Below are 12986 nucleotides of genomic sequence, written 5' to 3'. Positions count from 1 at the left end.
TCGCGGCCACGATACGCGGCCGGCATCGCCTCCACCATCGGGCCACCCTGCATCTTCGCGCGGGCAACCCACCGTCTCTCGTCCGCCGTCTCCCTGATGCGACTTTCCGCCGCGCTCCGCTTCCGCTCATGCGGGCGAATTCGTAAGCTGGTGCCAATCCCATGGCTCGTCGCATCCGCCCGCCCGCAACGCCCCCGGCTCGTCGCCGCGCGCCTCCGCCGCATCCAGCCAACGAGGCTATCCTCGCCGCTCGCGAGGCCGGCTTGCGCTACGTCGCCGACACTCGCCCTGGCTTGTCCCGTCGTCGCGCCGGCCGCTCCTTTGCCTATCGCGACGCCGCCGGTCGCCCCATCCACGATACCGCCACGCTCGCCCGCATCAAACACCTCGCGATTCCCCCGGCTTGGCGCGACGTATGGATTTGCGCCTCGCCGCATGGGCACATCCAAGCCACCGGGCGCGACATGCGCGGGCGAAAGCAATATCGCTATCATCCCGATTGGCGCGCGGTCCGCGACGAAACGAAATACGAACGCGTCATCGCCTTCGGTCGCGCCCTCCCCGCCATCCGCCGGCGCGTCGCTCGCGACCTTCGCCTGCCCGGCCTCGGCCGCCGCAAAGTGCTCGCCGCCATGGTCCGCTTGCTCGAGACCACCCTGATCCGTATCGGCAACGACGAATATGCCCGTGAAAACCGCTCGTTCGGCTTGAGCACGATGCAGGACCGCCACGCCAAAATTAAGGGCGGCCTCATCCATTTCGAATTCCGGGGCAAAAGCGGCCGGCAACACCAAATCGACCTTCGCGAACCACGCCTCGCGAAAATCGTCCGCCAGGCGCAGGACCTCCCGGGCCAGGAACTCTTTCAATATCGCGACGACGCCGGGGCGGTGCAGGATGTCGCATCCGACGACGTCAACGCCTACCTCCGCGAAATCGCCGGCGACGATTTTTCTGCGAAGGACTTTCGCACCTGGGCCGGCACCGTGATCGCAGCCCTCGCGTTGCGCGAGTTCGAGCGCTTCGACACGAAAGCGCAGGCGAAAAAAAATCTCGTCCGCGCCATCGAGCGCGTCGCTGAGCGGCTCGGCAACACCCCCGCCGTCTGCCGCAAATGTTATATCCACCCGGTTGTGATGGAGAGCTACCTCGATGGCGCGACGGTGAAACAACTCGAGCAGCGCACCGAAGCGGCGTTGCGCGGCGGACTGCGCGGACTCACTGCCGAGGAAGGCGCCGTGCTCGCGTTTCTGCAGGCGCGGCTCGCGGCTCCGCCCCGTGCGCCCGCCCGACGCGCCACGCGCCGCACCCGCTGAACGTTCATGAAACGAATTCTTGCGACGAACCGCGTTCGAGGGCGAAGGTGCGATTCAACTCTTCCCCTATGCGTATTCGCTCCCTTCTCGCCTTCGCCGCGCTGACTTTTGCAGCGCTCGGCGCCTCCGCCGCCCAGAGCGGTTTTGCCGGCACGTGGAAACTCGACGTCGCCGCGAGCTCGCCCATCAAACCGTGGGACACCGACACGCGCACGATCACCCTCGACGGCGATTCCCTGAGCATTGCCCGCCATCTCACTTGGGGCAAAGACCGCGGAGCCGACGACCTCACTCGCGCAAAACTCGATGCCCGCACCGTCACGACGACGCCGATGACCTACTGGCTCGATACGTGGTATAACAACGCTTACATTGGCGGCGACAAACAGCAGCACGTCACCGGCGCGTGGATCGAACCCAACCGCGTTTTCAAGCTCGACCGCCAGCTGACGCTCGAAGCCCAGCAAGGAGATGTGCCCGTGCACATCTACGACGAGTATCACCTCTCCGCCGACGGCCACACCCTGAAAGTGTTGGAAATCCGCTCCACGCGCGACCAGCCACTCACCTTCGTTTTCACCCGCGCCTGAGCTCAGCCCGCCCTACCATGAAGCGCATCATCCTCCTCTCCCTCCTCACCCTCTCCGCCGCCGCTCTGCGCGTGCAGGCCATTCCCGGCGTCGCCGGTCCGATTCCAAAGGAAGCGTATACTGTCGTCGCGCAGGACAACTGGGAAATCAACGGCAGCCTCCCCGAGAACGCCCTGCTCATCAGCTTGCAAGGTCTCGCCAACACCGATGCGCCGCGCGTTTTTGTCGAGTATCCACCCTCCTGGCACTTTCACGATTTTGCGCCCGTGAAGGATTTCTATGCCACCCGCTACGGCATCAAATTCACCCGCCTCGCCACGCCTGATGCCGCCCTCACCGCCCTCAGCAAGTTCGCCAAAGGCTATATCGTGTGGGATAAAAATGTGCGCACGTCGCTCAACGTCGCCTTCACCGCCGCCGGCGTGCAACGGGGCGTGGTCGTCGACGAGAGCCTCATCCCGCTCGCGGAGAAGCACGGCCTGAAACCGCTCGCCGATTTCCGCGGCCAGTTCACCGGGCAGAGCGATGTGCAGATTTACGAGTGGGCGCTCGACCGCTACTGGAAGGATTGCAGTCGCGACTATCTCATCTGGATGGGCGGCGTCGCGTGGAACACCATGGAACCCGGCGTGGCCGACCTCGGCATCGCCATGCACGCCTTCGTGGCCGACCTTTCCGCCAATCCCAAGGACAAAGAGGAACTCGCACTCCACCGCCGCATCCTCGCGCAGATGAATCCCGGCGCCTTCATCTTCGGCTGGCATTCCTACGCCAAAGACAGCGAGGGAGAATGGGTCACGCTCACCTCCAGCTACGGCCTCAAGGTGATCGGCCTGAATACGTTTCCCAACGGCACATTCATGAGCCAGATCGAGTTTTCGCCCGGCTTTAAATTCACCAACAACAACCACGTCACCCGACAGCAGAAGGTCACCGCCGAACCCAAGGTCTACGTCTGCCTCGTGCAGTCCGATAGCATGGGCATCGGCGCTTGGAATGAACCCGAGCGCGGTCAGATCTACTACAACTGGGATGTCGGTATCGACGGCGTGCGCTGGTATCCCGGCGTTCTCGAAATGTTCGCCAAGGACAAAACGCCCAAGGACTATTTCAACGGCGGCCAGTCCGGCTACATGTATCCCGTCGCGATTCCTCCTGATCGTTTTCCCGGCCTCATGAAAGAGATGAACGAGATGATGGCGAAATACGATCTGCACGTCGTCAGCGTCATGGACCACACGCGCCGCAGCGCGTCCGTGCCGGTCGGCTATTTCGATGTGCCGAAACGCACCGTTGACGAATACTTCAAATACGCCCCCGACGTCATCGGCTTCATCAACGGCTACGCCGCCGCTCATACTTACGATGCGCGCAACGGCCAGGCGTTCATGTCCTACGACTACTATCTCGACGAACATCGCCCGGTGCCGGATGCCGTCGCCGATCTCAACGAGTTGATGCGCCTCAACCCGAAACGCCCCTACTACCTGCTCGTTCACGTGCGCGAATCCAACAGCATCAAGCGCGTGATGGAAATCGTCGGCCAGCTCGACGAACACCCCGAGGTCGTGCCCGTCGATACGTTTCTCAAGCTCGCTGCCAGCAACCCGACCTTCAAACCGCGCTACGCCGACGAAGCGTTGAAACCGTAAGCTCGCCGCGCGCTCCGTCCCCGGGGCGCGCACGCCCGGCAGTGTCCACCGTCGCGCGCCCTTTCGCGCTACCTCTCGGCCAAAGGCGCGAGCTTGAAGTGACTTCGTAGCTCGACCGGCGGGACGTTGCCCAATTCCTTCCGCACGGAGCGATCGAGTCGGTTGCCCGTGCTGGTCTCGAGCCGGTCGATGACTTCGTTATGCAGCGACGGACTCGCGGCGAAGTGCCACACCGCGTCGGGTTGCGTCGCAAAAAACGCGTTGATGTGCTTCGCGATCTGGGTCGCGATGCGCCGCTCGCGGTCCTCGTTCTTCGGGCGCCGTTCCTCCATGGGCGCCGCTGACGCGCTCGCTGCGGCGTCGCCCCTGGGCGGCCGTTCGCCTGGCAGTGCGCATCGTCGGCGTTCATCGGCCAGGTCCACCGCTTGCGCCACCACCAAGCTCGGCGCGATTTGGCCGGGCTGGCTTTCTTCGTGGTAAAACCGGAGCTGCCGCGGGTCGGCGACGACGATGTATTTTTCGGTCATGACGAAGTTAAACGATGAGGAGACAGAAACGCGTTGGCATGTGGTCGCACTATAGACCCCCGCGTTGGCGCCGCCATGGGGCATCTCCCCGTAAGGACCAAAAGAAAACTCGCCGCCGTCTCCCGCTTCCCCTTGCGCTTCGCGCCGCTGAACGATTGAGGTTCTCGTCTATGGCCTCTCCCGCCCCGGTTTTCCTGTGGGTCGATGACGTCGCTGCGGAAGCGAAAAACACCTACGCGGGATTCCGCGGCGGTTTCGAGCTCACGGCCCCCGCCGAGGTGGAGTTCCGCCTCTTCGGCGCATCCTGGTTTGTCGCCTGGCTCGACGGCGAATTTTTTGCCGAAGGTCCCGCGCGGTTTCTCGCTCCTTTCCCCGAATACCAGATCTTCCGCGCCACCCTTCCCGCCGGCCGCCACGTGCTGGCGGTGCAAGTCCATCACATCGGAGAATCGACGCGACTCCTCCTCCCCCTCGAACCCTTTCTCCACTGCCGCGCGCTGACCAGCGGACGCGAACTTCCCATCGCGTGGCGTGCCCAGCGGCTCCCCGGCTACTTCGCCGGCTCACGCCGCATCAACCCGCAACTCGGCTTCATCGAGTGGTGCGACACGCGCGCACTTCCGCTCTGGCAGACGCCGGCCTTCGACGATTCCGCTTGGAGTTCGCCGGCTCCGGTGGCGCGCCCGCTCGGCCCACTGACGCCGCTCACCACCGCGAACTGCGGGGCGTTCATGCTGCCGGTCACAACGCTCGCCGCTGGCACCCTGGTCGAAGAATTCGGCTACGAGCGCGACAATCCCGCCGCGCGCTTTTTTCTCCGCGAACTCTCGCCGGCTGATCTGCCACCGCAAGGCGTCTGGCGGCGCTACGACCTCGGGCGGGTCCGCCTCATGCGACCGCGCTTCACCTTGGACCTGCCCGCCGGCGCCGTCGTCGAGTTCGCCTACGCGGAAGCGCTCACGCGCGGCCGCGTGGCCCCGTGGATCACGTTGTCCGACGGCGATTCGTGCAACCTCGATCACTACGTCGCGCGCGGCGGACCGCAGGAGTTTTTTCCGCTCACACCGAAGGGCGGCCGCTTTCTCGAAGTGCACGTCATCGCCGAGCCCGCCACCGTGAAGTTTCTCCGCGAAGAGATCATGGAGCGCGCCTACTATCGCGAGGCGCAAGGCTCCCTGCATACGGGCGACGCCTTGCTTGATCAGATTTGGTCTGTCGGGGTGGAAACACATCGCGGCTGCGCGGAAGATGCCATCGTCGACAATCCCACGCGCGAACGCGGCGAATGGGCCGGTGATGTCGTCACCGTCGGCATGGATATCGCCGCCGTGGCGTTCGCCGATTTGCGGCTGTGCCGCCGCGGCCTCGTCCAATGCGCCCAGTGCGCCCGCGACGACGGGCTCGTCGCCGGCCTGTGCCCCGGCGGCGCGGCCTACCTTTCCACTTACGCCGCGCAATGGATCACCGCGTGCGTGCACTACTGGGCGCTGACGGGCGACCGCACCTTGCTCGAAGAAATGTTTCCGTTCGCCGAGCGCAACCTCGACGCCTTCGCCGCGCAGTCCGGGCCCGACGGCGTGCGCAATGAGCTCGGCTGGGCGTTTGTCGATTGGGGCTACGTGCGCAATCCCGGTCCGACCGACATGGCACTCAACCTCCATTATCTTGCCGCCCTGCGGGATATGATCCGTTGGTGCGAAGCCGTCGATCGCCCTGCGCGCGCCGCCCACTACCGCACGCAAGCCGACGCCCTGCGGGCGATCATCGCCGCCTACTACGCCGCCGAGTTTTCGTCCGGCGACGATGCCTGGTCGCGCATCGGCTATCATCGCACTGCTCTCGGCCTCTGGTTGAATTTCTTCCCGGCCGCCGACGAATCCGCCGCCGTCGCGTTCATCAAACGCCACATGCTGCAATGCTTTCCCAACGACCCCACGGCGCCGCGCCTCAGCGATCCCGCCGCCAATAACCCGCGCCTCATCACACCCTACTTCGGCAACTACGCGATGCCTCTGCTGATCGCGCGCGGCGAAATGGACTTCGTCCTCGCGCAATTTCGCGCTTGCTGGGGCTGGTCGCTCGGCGGCGGGCGCACGACGTGGCTCGAGGTGTTCGATCCGCGCTGGAGCCACTGCCACCAATGGGCGGGTTGCCCCACGTGGCAGCTGTCGCGTTTTCTCCTCGGCCTGCAACCGCGCGCCGACCGCGGCGAACGCCACTTCGATTTTACGCTCCGGACCGGCTCGCATCCGCGCGCCGAGGGCACGCTCCCGATCGCAGGCAGCACCGACGTGGTGCATGTGCGATGGGAGCGAAACGCGAGCGAGATTCGTTACACCCTCGAATCCGCCACACCCATCCACGTGCAATTCCCGGACGCCGCCACGCCCACGCGAATCGCCGGCCGCTACGAACGCCGCTGGCCTGTCGCGCTTGTGCGCTAGCGCCTCCCACGATCATCCGCTATTTTCTCGCCATGGAAATTCCGCCTCTTCGCGCCGGTTTGTTCGGCATCGGTCTCGACGCTTACTGGCCACAGTTCGCCGGCCTCCAATCGCGCCTCGAAGGCTACCTCGGCCGCGTCGCCGCCAAGCTCGCCCGCCCCGGCGTGGAGATCGTCAACCTTGGCCTGGTGGACAACGCCGATCGCGCCTACGCCGCAGGGCGCGAGTTTCGCCGCCAAGAGGTGGACATCATTTTTCTCCACGTCACCACCTACGCGCTTTCGTCGACGGTTCTCCCGGTCGTGCTCCGCGCGAAAGTGCCTGTGATCGTGCTGAATCTCGCCCCGGCCGCCGCGATCGACTACGAAAAATTTAACCGGATGACGGATCGCACCGCCATGACCGGCGAATGGCTGGCGCACTGCTCCGCGTGCCCGGTGCCGGAGATCGCCAACGTGTTCAAACGCGCCGGCGTCCGCTTTCATCAGGTCACTGGCGTGCTGGAGGATGACCCCATTTGCTGGCGCGAGATCGATGGCTGGATCGAAGCCGCGCGCGTCGCCGCCCGCATGAGCACCAACCGCCTCGGCCTCATGGGCCACTACTACGGCGGCATGCTCGACATTTACTCCGACGTCACCCTCCAGTGCGCCACGTTCGGCACGCACGTGGAGATTCTTGAAGTGGATGAACTCTCTGCTCGCCGCCGCGAGGTCGCGCCCGCCGCCGTCGCGGCGCGCGTGAAGGATTTCCACGCCGAGTTCGACGTCCAAGCCGATTGCCAGGCCGACGATTTGGCCGAAGCGGCGCGCACGTCGGTCGCGCTCGACCATCTGGTAGCCGACTACCAACTCGGGTCGCTCGCCTACTTCTACAAAGGCAGCGGCGTGCCTGAAAACGAAGCGACGATGGCGTCGATCATTCTCGGCACCTCCCTGCTCACCAGTCGCGGCGTGCCGGTCGCGGGCGAATACGAAGTGAAGAACGCGCAGGCGATGAAGATCATGGATCTCTTCGGCGCGGGCGGTTCGTTCACAGAATACTACGCGATGGATTTCAAGGATGACGTCGTGCTCATGGGCCACGACGGCCCCGGTCACCTGCGCATTGCCCAAGGTCGAACCAAGGTCCGGCCGCTCCGCGTTTACCACGGCAAGGTCGGTCGCGGAGTTTCCGTAGAAATGGCCGTGAAACACGGCCCCGTCACGCTTCTCTCCGTCGTCGAAAGTCGCGAGGGTAGATTGAGTCTGCTCTGCGCCGAAGCGGAATCAGTGCCCGGTCCCATCCTCGAAATTGGCAACACCAACAGCCGCTATCGCTTCAGCATCGGCGCGCGGGAATTCGTCAACCGGTGGAACGCCCACGGCCCCGCGCATCATTGCGCCGTGGGCCTCGGCCACCTCACTGACCGCCTCCAACACCTCGGCCATCTCCTCGGTCTCGAAGTGATGCGCGTCTGCTGAGCGGCCTCGTGGCGTAAAATGGGCAGCGCGTAAAAAGAACCTTTTGCGCGAAAATCGGTCTGTGCGAAAAATGGCGCGCCGCGCCACTGCGGCGCGCGAACCCTCGCAACGGAGATTCGCTATGATCTGCCCTTCCTTCGCTTCCACCCCCGTCGTTCGCTTCCGCCCTCTTCTCTGGGCACTGGGTTGCCTTGCCATTGTCAGCGCCGCCTCGGCGGCGGCACCGAATCGGGCTCCCCTCGGCGAACAAGAATCCGTCACCGTCACGGCGGCCCAAGGCGACGACGCCGCTGCCACCGTCACGTTTCAGCTCCGGGCTGATCGCTTCGGCGGCCACGCTCCCGCCAAGGGTGAATTCACCATCCTTTCCGAAAAGTATATCTGGTGGTCGCACGAAATGACCGTCGAAACGACGGGCGACCACGTGCAGGCCAGCGTCCCACTCGCACCCGCGGGAATGGATGCCCTCCTCATCGCGGAAAACAGCGTCGCCGCGTTTCCTGGCGGACCGGAAAACGTCGCCGAAGTCACCGTGCCACGCGCGGCGATCGTTCCCCAGCTCGCCTCGATCATGCCGCCGGAAGGCCACGCCATCTTCTTCAATCCGCAACGCCCCGCGCCACCCGCGGTGCCCGCCGCCGATGCTCCGCTGGATTCCGTCAACGCCTACGTCCGCGCGGTCACGACGTGGGATGCCGACATGCAATCCACCCTCTCGTCCTTGGCCACCGAGCTCGTGCGCGCTCAAAGCCTGTTTACCGATCTGCGCACCGCCGGTCGCCTGCCGTGGAAACCCGACCAGCTCAAGCAACTCGCCGCTCGCTACCAGCAAACGCCGCCCGAGCAGAAAGAGTTTGAGCAACTTCGCTCCTCCACCCGCGAACAGGCGCAAAACTACGTCCAGCAATGGAACGCGGCGCATGCGTCCAAGGCGGGAGCCACCGCGGCCACGCTGCCGTTTCCCGCCGACAAGTGAGGCGGGCGCGCGCCGCGGTCCGCCGAAGTTTCTCACGCGCGCGACGGCGGCGCCGCCGCACTCATCCCCCGGTCGTTTCGCCGCCCATCACCTGGAGCACAATTCCCGTGATGAACGAAGAGTCCGCATCGGAAGCGAGAAACACATAAGAGGGCGCCAACTCCTCCGGCTGCGCCGGCCGCTTCATCGGCGAATTCTTGCCAAACAGGCTGACCTTTTCCGCGCTCGCCCCTTGATCCGAAACGTTGAGCGGCGTCCAGACCGGCCCGGGCGCGACCGCGTTCACGCGGATTCCCCGCGGTATCAAATCTTGCGCGAGGGTTTTCACGAAAGCGTTGATCGCTCCCTTTGTCGCCGAGTAATCCGGCAGCATGGCGGACCCCATGATACCAGTCTCTGAACTTGTCGCGATGATGCTCGCGCCCGCCTTCAAATGCGGCAGCGCTGCGCGCGACAGCCAGAACAGCGCGTAAATATTTGTGCGAAAAGTCAGGTCGAATTCTTCATCTGTCACGTCTTCCAGCGACTTCTTCCGGTTCTGATGGGCGGCGTTCGAGACGAGAATATCGAGACGCCCCAACTCCCGCACCGTCAGATCCACGACGTGGTTGCAAAAATCCACGAAGCTCAAATCGCCCGGCAGCAGAATGCACCGGCGCCCCTCCGCCTCGATCGCGCAGCGGGTCACCTCGGCGTCAGTCTGTTCTTTCGGCAAATAAACGATGGCCACATCTGCGCCTTCCTTCGCGTAAAGCACCGCCACCGCGCGGCCGATGCCGGAATCGCCGCCCGTAATCAACGCCACCTTGCCCTGCAGTTTCCCCGCCGGCCTGTAATTCAACGCTTGGTAGTGCGGCGCCGGTTTCATCTTCGACTCCAAACCGGGTTGCTTCTGTTTCTGTTTCGGAAACGGCGGCATCGGCTCGCTTTGCATCTGCGGTTTTCCGTGGCCGGATGGGCGGTCCGGGATCGGTCGGCCTCCTTTACGTTGAGCACTCATAAAAGTGGTTTTTGAAAGCTATCTTCCTCGCACCAATTCAGCCGCCGTCGGCAACGGGCGGCTATGCGCGACCGCCCCGAGACACCTCTTCGCCACATCCGTTTCCTCGCGCCGCATAGGGCCGCGGACGGATCGAACCATGGCGAATTCTCCCGTGCCTGGGTTGCGTCGCGCCCGTTTCCGCGGTCACTTTCCGGTATGAGCGAACCCCTCCCCGTCGTCCGCCACAACGCCGCCGCCCACAGGTATGAACTCGCCGCCGACGGCGACGTGGCTGTGGCCGAATATCAGATCGACGGTCACACGATCACCTTCACCCACACGTGGGTGCCGCCCGCGCTGCGGGGTCGCGGCCTCGCCGAGCAACTCGTGCGGCAGGCGCTGGACGACGCGCGCGCCGACGCGCGCCGCGTCGTGCCGCAATGCTCCTACGTCGCCCGCTTCATTTCCCGTCACCCTGGGTATCAGTCGCTCGTGGACGCTTGACGAAGACCACGCTGATGGAGCCGCTGCGCTCGAGGCGCGCCTCCTGCACCCCTGCCAGTTGATTCACGTTGCCGTGCAAGCGCATGTTTTCGAGCAGATCGTCGAGGGTGATTTTCGCGCGCTTCATCTCCTCGTAATCTACTTTCCCGTCTTTCACCAACAGCCGGTCGCGCCCTTTCACGAGCTGTGACACACGATGCGAATGGAAGGCCAGCGTGCCGTAAAACCGGTGCAGTGCGACCATGGCAATGCTCGCCGCAAGGGTCGGCAGCAAAGGAGCGCTGCCGTTGATCGCCCGACTCAACACCGACCCGAAGATCACTCCGAGCACCACGTCGAAACTCGCATTGTGACCGATCGAACGTCGGTCGCTGCAACGCAGCAGCACGATTGCGAATGTGAAGACCACGATCGCCCGCAACACCATCGCCCACACGCCGAGCTGCGAACCCGCCACGTTCCAACCGAACGCCTGCTCCAAGTTGCTCCATCCGGGATTCAACATGTCGGAAATTACGCGGCTTCCGTCGGCGTTCAAATCAGCTGAGACGCCAAAACGCGGGCCCGCGATCGTCCCCTCCTCCGCAGGTTTTCCATCGAGTGGCGCATTTCTTCTCGTCCCCTCTGCCTCGTTTGTTGTGCTCGACGCATGTTACGCCCCCTCGCTCTCATGGCCGTGATGACTTTCAGTGGATTGACGAGCTTCGCCGGCGGTCCTCCGCCCAAACTGCCGGGCGAGTATCTCGGCTTGCCCGACAGCGTGAAGCTTTACCCGTTCGTCGACCTCGCGGCGGATTCGCAATTCCAAGTCGTGGTGGATCGCGAGGCCGGTCAGTATCTCGGGCATGTGAGTTCCGTCCTGCTGGAGGACGGGCGCACGATCCTTTGCGTTTATCCGAAAGGTCATGGCAAAGGCCTCATCGTTCTGAAACGCAGCACGGATGGCGGCCTCACTTGGTCGGACCGTCTGCCGGTGCCGGACAACTGGTCGACCTCGCTCGAAACGCCGACCATTCACCGCGTCGTCGACGCTCGCGGCAAGAAGCGTCTCATTTTATGGTCGGGTCTTTATCCCGCGCGCCTCTCGGTTTCGGAAGATGACGGCGCCACGTGGAGTCCGCTGAAACCCGTCGGCGACTGGGGCGGGATTGTCGTGATGGGCGGCGTCGCCGCCGTGCGCGGGCAACCCGGACACTACCTCGCCTGGTTCAACGATGACGGGCGTTTCCTCCGGGCTGATGGCAAAAAAACCTCTCCCCTGACCTACGCTATTTATCAGGTCGAGTCGGCCGATGGCGGCCTCACCTGGGGCGAGCCTCGCGCCCTCATCAACCGCTCCGATCTCCTCCTCTGCGAGCCAGGTTTCGTGCGTTCGCCTGATGGTCGGCAGATCGCGCTGCTGTTGCGTGAAGATTCGCACAATCACCTCTCCCAAATTATTTTTTCCAACGACGAAGGCCGCACGTGGTCGGACCCGCAGCCATTGCCCGTCACCATGGTCGGCGATCGCCACATGCTCACCTACGCGCCGGACGGCCGGCTCGTCGTCGTGTTTCGCGACACCAACCGCGCTTCGCCCACCAATGGAGATTGGCTCGGCTGGGTCGGCACCTATGACGACCTCGTGCAGGATCGCCCCGGCGCTTACCGCGTGCGCCTCATGCAAAATAACTGGGGCTGGGACTGTGGTTACTCCGGTCTCGAAACGCTCGCCGACGGCACGATCGTCGCCATCACCTACGGCCATTGGACGAAAGACGAGCCGCCCTACATCGTCGCGGTGCGCTTTAAACTCGCTCAGCTCGACGCGATTCTCGCCGCGCAAAAACGTCCGTAATCCCCCGCGCCCGCCTTCCTGATGTGGGCCGCACGTGCCGGCCTCACGTCTCACTCGCACGGCGCGCCCGTGGTCCGCGCTGCACAACCCCTGCCAGCCGTTGGTATTCCAGTTCGCGGCCTTCCCGCGCGCGCCGCAGCAACAACGCTCCGCGGCTCATGTCCCCGCGCCCGACGAACTCGGCGGGAAACCACAACCGCTCACCGAACACCGCCGAAAGCGGTTCGACGTATTTCGTGGTGCTGATGCTGCCGAGCAGCACGAGGTCGGCTGTTTCGCGATCCGCCAGTTCCTTCGCCGACTCGATCAACGGCTCGCGGTAGCGCGGTTCTCCGGCGTCGATATCGACGGCGCCGAGCTCCTGCAATTCGCGTAACGTGACCGGCGTTTCCGTCGGCATGAGGCCGCGCGTCGTCGTAATCACCCACGAGCCCGCGCCACCCGCCAGCGACCCGCCAAACACCGCCGCATAGGCGCGTTTTCCGCGAAAATACAAACCACTGAGAAACTCAAATATCTCCCCCAACGCCACGGCTTCGCCGGCGTGCAACCGTCGCGCCAGGGCAAAAGTCGCCGCCGGATTGAACAAATACGTCGCGCGCCGCCCACCCGCATGAGCCGGCGAAAGAAGGAATACCCTCGCCATCACGCACCCTAGCGCGCCTCCACCGGGTCGCAACCACTTCGGCCCTGAC

At 64.3% G+C, this 12986-nt stretch carries 12 protein-coding genes; 8 read left to right on the top strand and 4 right to left on the bottom strand.

The window, feature by feature from the left end:
* Window positions 1–161 precede the first annotated feature (161 nt).
* The 3 genes from K0B96_RS04660 to K0B96_RS04650 all read left to right on the top strand — a co-directional run bounded on the left by K0B96_RS04660 (window position 162) and on the right by K0B96_RS04650 (window position 3558).
* Window positions 162–1316 carry a DNA topoisomerase IB gene (locus tag K0B96_RS04660; protein ID WP_220164365.1) on the top strand — a complete coding sequence of 385 codons (1155 nt, stop codon included), beginning with the start codon at window positions 162–164 and terminating at the stop codon, window positions 1314–1316.
* Between the two features lie 68 nt (window positions 1317–1384).
* On the top strand, window positions 1385–1906 hold the full coding sequence (locus K0B96_RS04655; RefSeq protein WP_220164363.1) for a hypothetical protein: 522 nt from the start codon (window positions 1385–1387) through the stop codon (window positions 1904–1906).
* Between the two features lie 17 nt (window positions 1907–1923).
* A complete protein-coding gene (locus K0B96_RS04650; protein WP_220164360.1) occupies window positions 1924–3558 on the top strand; it encodes a GxGYxYP domain-containing protein in 1635 nt (544 codons plus the stop codon).
* A gap of 68 nt (window positions 3559–3626) precedes the next feature.
* Here K0B96_RS04650 and K0B96_RS04645 read toward each other — a convergent pair whose 3' ends face one another.
* Window positions 3627–4085: a host attachment protein gene (locus K0B96_RS04645; RefSeq protein WP_220164359.1), complete on the bottom strand. Its 459-nt coding sequence runs from the start codon at window positions 4083–4085 to the stop codon at window positions 3627–3629.
* A 170-nt stretch (window positions 4086–4255) separates the two neighbouring features.
* Here K0B96_RS04645 and K0B96_RS04640 point away from each other — a divergent pair, with 170 nt between their 5' ends.
* From K0B96_RS04640 to K0B96_RS04630, 3 genes are all read left to right on the top strand, one after another.
* Entirely contained in the window at window positions 4256–6529 is a 2274-nt protein-coding gene (locus tag K0B96_RS04640; RefSeq protein ID WP_220164356.1) for an alpha-L-rhamnosidase-related protein, read from the top strand.
* A 32-nt stretch (window positions 6530–6561) separates the two neighbouring features.
* Window positions 6562–7992, top strand: coding sequence for an arabinose isomerase (locus K0B96_RS04635; protein ID WP_220164354.1), 1431 nt, complete (start codon window positions 6562–6564; stop codon window positions 7990–7992).
* A gap of 121 nt (window positions 7993–8113) precedes the next feature.
* Window positions 8114–8968 (top strand): hypothetical protein, encoded by an 855-nt coding sequence (locus tag K0B96_RS04630; protein ID WP_220164352.1) that lies wholly within the window; start codon window positions 8114–8116, stop codon window positions 8966–8968.
* A gap of 61 nt (window positions 8969–9029) precedes the next feature.
* On the opposite strand, the gene K0B96_RS04625 is transcribed toward K0B96_RS04630, so the two are convergent.
* The gene (locus tag K0B96_RS04625; RefSeq protein ID WP_220164350.1) at window positions 9030–9968 is read right to left on the bottom strand and encodes an SDR family oxidoreductase; all 939 of its coding nucleotides are present in this window, start codon (window positions 9966–9968) and stop codon (window positions 9030–9032) included.
* Window positions 9969–10166: 198 nt separating this feature from the next.
* Between K0B96_RS04625 and K0B96_RS04620 the strand changes: the two genes are divergently transcribed.
* Window positions 10167–10454 (top strand): GNAT family N-acetyltransferase, encoded by a 288-nt coding sequence (locus tag K0B96_RS04620; protein WP_220164348.1) that lies wholly within the window; start codon window positions 10167–10169, stop codon window positions 10452–10454.
* Here K0B96_RS04620 and K0B96_RS04615 read toward each other — a convergent pair.
* Window positions 10411–10959, bottom strand: coding sequence for a DUF421 domain-containing protein (locus K0B96_RS04615; RefSeq protein WP_220164346.1), 549 nt, complete (start codon window positions 10957–10959; stop codon window positions 10411–10413). The genes K0B96_RS04620 and K0B96_RS04615 overlap by 44 nt on opposite strands.
* A 144-nt stretch (window positions 10960–11103) precedes the next feature.
* On the opposite strand from K0B96_RS04615, the gene K0B96_RS04610 reads away from it, so the two are divergent.
* Window positions 11104–12291, top strand: coding sequence for a sialidase family protein (locus K0B96_RS04610; protein WP_220164344.1), 1188 nt, complete (start codon window positions 11104–11106; stop codon window positions 12289–12291).
* A 43-nt stretch (window positions 12292–12334) separates the two neighbouring features.
* Here the strand turns inward: K0B96_RS04610 and K0B96_RS04605 are convergent, their stop codons facing one another.
* On the bottom strand, window positions 12335–12937 hold the full coding sequence (locus K0B96_RS04605; protein ID WP_220164342.1) for a hypothetical protein: 603 nt from the start codon (window positions 12935–12937) through the stop codon (window positions 12335–12337).
* Window positions 12938–12986 lie beyond the last annotated feature (49 nt).

The organism is Horticoccus luteus (assembly GCF_019464535.1).
Taxonomy (GTDB): Bacteria; Verrucomicrobiota; Verrucomicrobiia; order Opitutales; family Opitutaceae; genus Horticoccus; species Horticoccus luteus.
Note: the sequence above shows the minus strand (reverse complement) of the source record. Positions and strands in the feature narration are given on the sequence as shown.

Excerpts from the sequence above, each read along its gene's own strand:
- K0B96_RS04605 (WP_220164342.1), bottom strand. The coding sequence starts at position 12,937 with ATGGCGAGGGTATTCCTTCTTTCGCCGGCTCATGCGGGTGGGCGGCGC.
- K0B96_RS04635 (WP_220164354.1), top strand. The coding sequence starts at position 6,562 with ATGGAAATTCCGCCTCTTCGCGCCGGTTTGTTCGGCATCGGTCTCGAC.
- K0B96_RS04615 (WP_220164346.1), bottom strand. The coding sequence starts at position 10,959 with ATGTTGAATCCCGGATGGAGCAACTTGGAGCAGGCGTTCGGTTGGAAC.
- K0B96_RS04640 (WP_220164356.1), top strand. The coding sequence starts at position 4,256 with ATGGCCTCTCCCGCCCCGGTTTTCCTGTGGGTCGATGACGTCGCTGCG.
- K0B96_RS04645 (WP_220164359.1), bottom strand. The coding sequence starts at position 4,085 with ATGACCGAAAAATACATCGTCGTCGCCGACCCGCGGCAGCTCCGGTTT.
- K0B96_RS04620 (WP_220164348.1), top strand. The coding sequence starts at position 10,167 with ATGAGCGAACCCCTCCCCGTCGTCCGCCACAACGCCGCCGCCCACAGG.
- K0B96_RS04650 (WP_220164360.1), top strand. The coding sequence starts at position 1,924 with ATGAAGCGCATCATCCTCCTCTCCCTCCTCACCCTCTCCGCCGCCGCT.
- K0B96_RS04630 (WP_220164352.1), top strand. The coding sequence starts at position 8,114 with ATGATCTGCCCTTCCTTCGCTTCCACCCCCGTCGTTCGCTTCCGCCCT.
- K0B96_RS04660 (WP_220164365.1), top strand. The coding sequence starts at position 162 with ATGGCTCGTCGCATCCGCCCGCCCGCAACGCCCCCGGCTCGTCGCCGC.
- K0B96_RS04655 (WP_220164363.1), top strand. The coding sequence starts at position 1,385 with ATGCGTATTCGCTCCCTTCTCGCCTTCGCCGCGCTGACTTTTGCAGCG.
- K0B96_RS04625 (WP_220164350.1), bottom strand. The coding sequence starts at position 9,968 with ATGAGTGCTCAACGTAAAGGAGGCCGACCGATCCCGGACCGCCCATCC.
- K0B96_RS04610 (WP_220164344.1), top strand. The coding sequence starts at position 11,104 with ATGTTACGCCCCCTCGCTCTCATGGCCGTGATGACTTTCAGTGGATTG.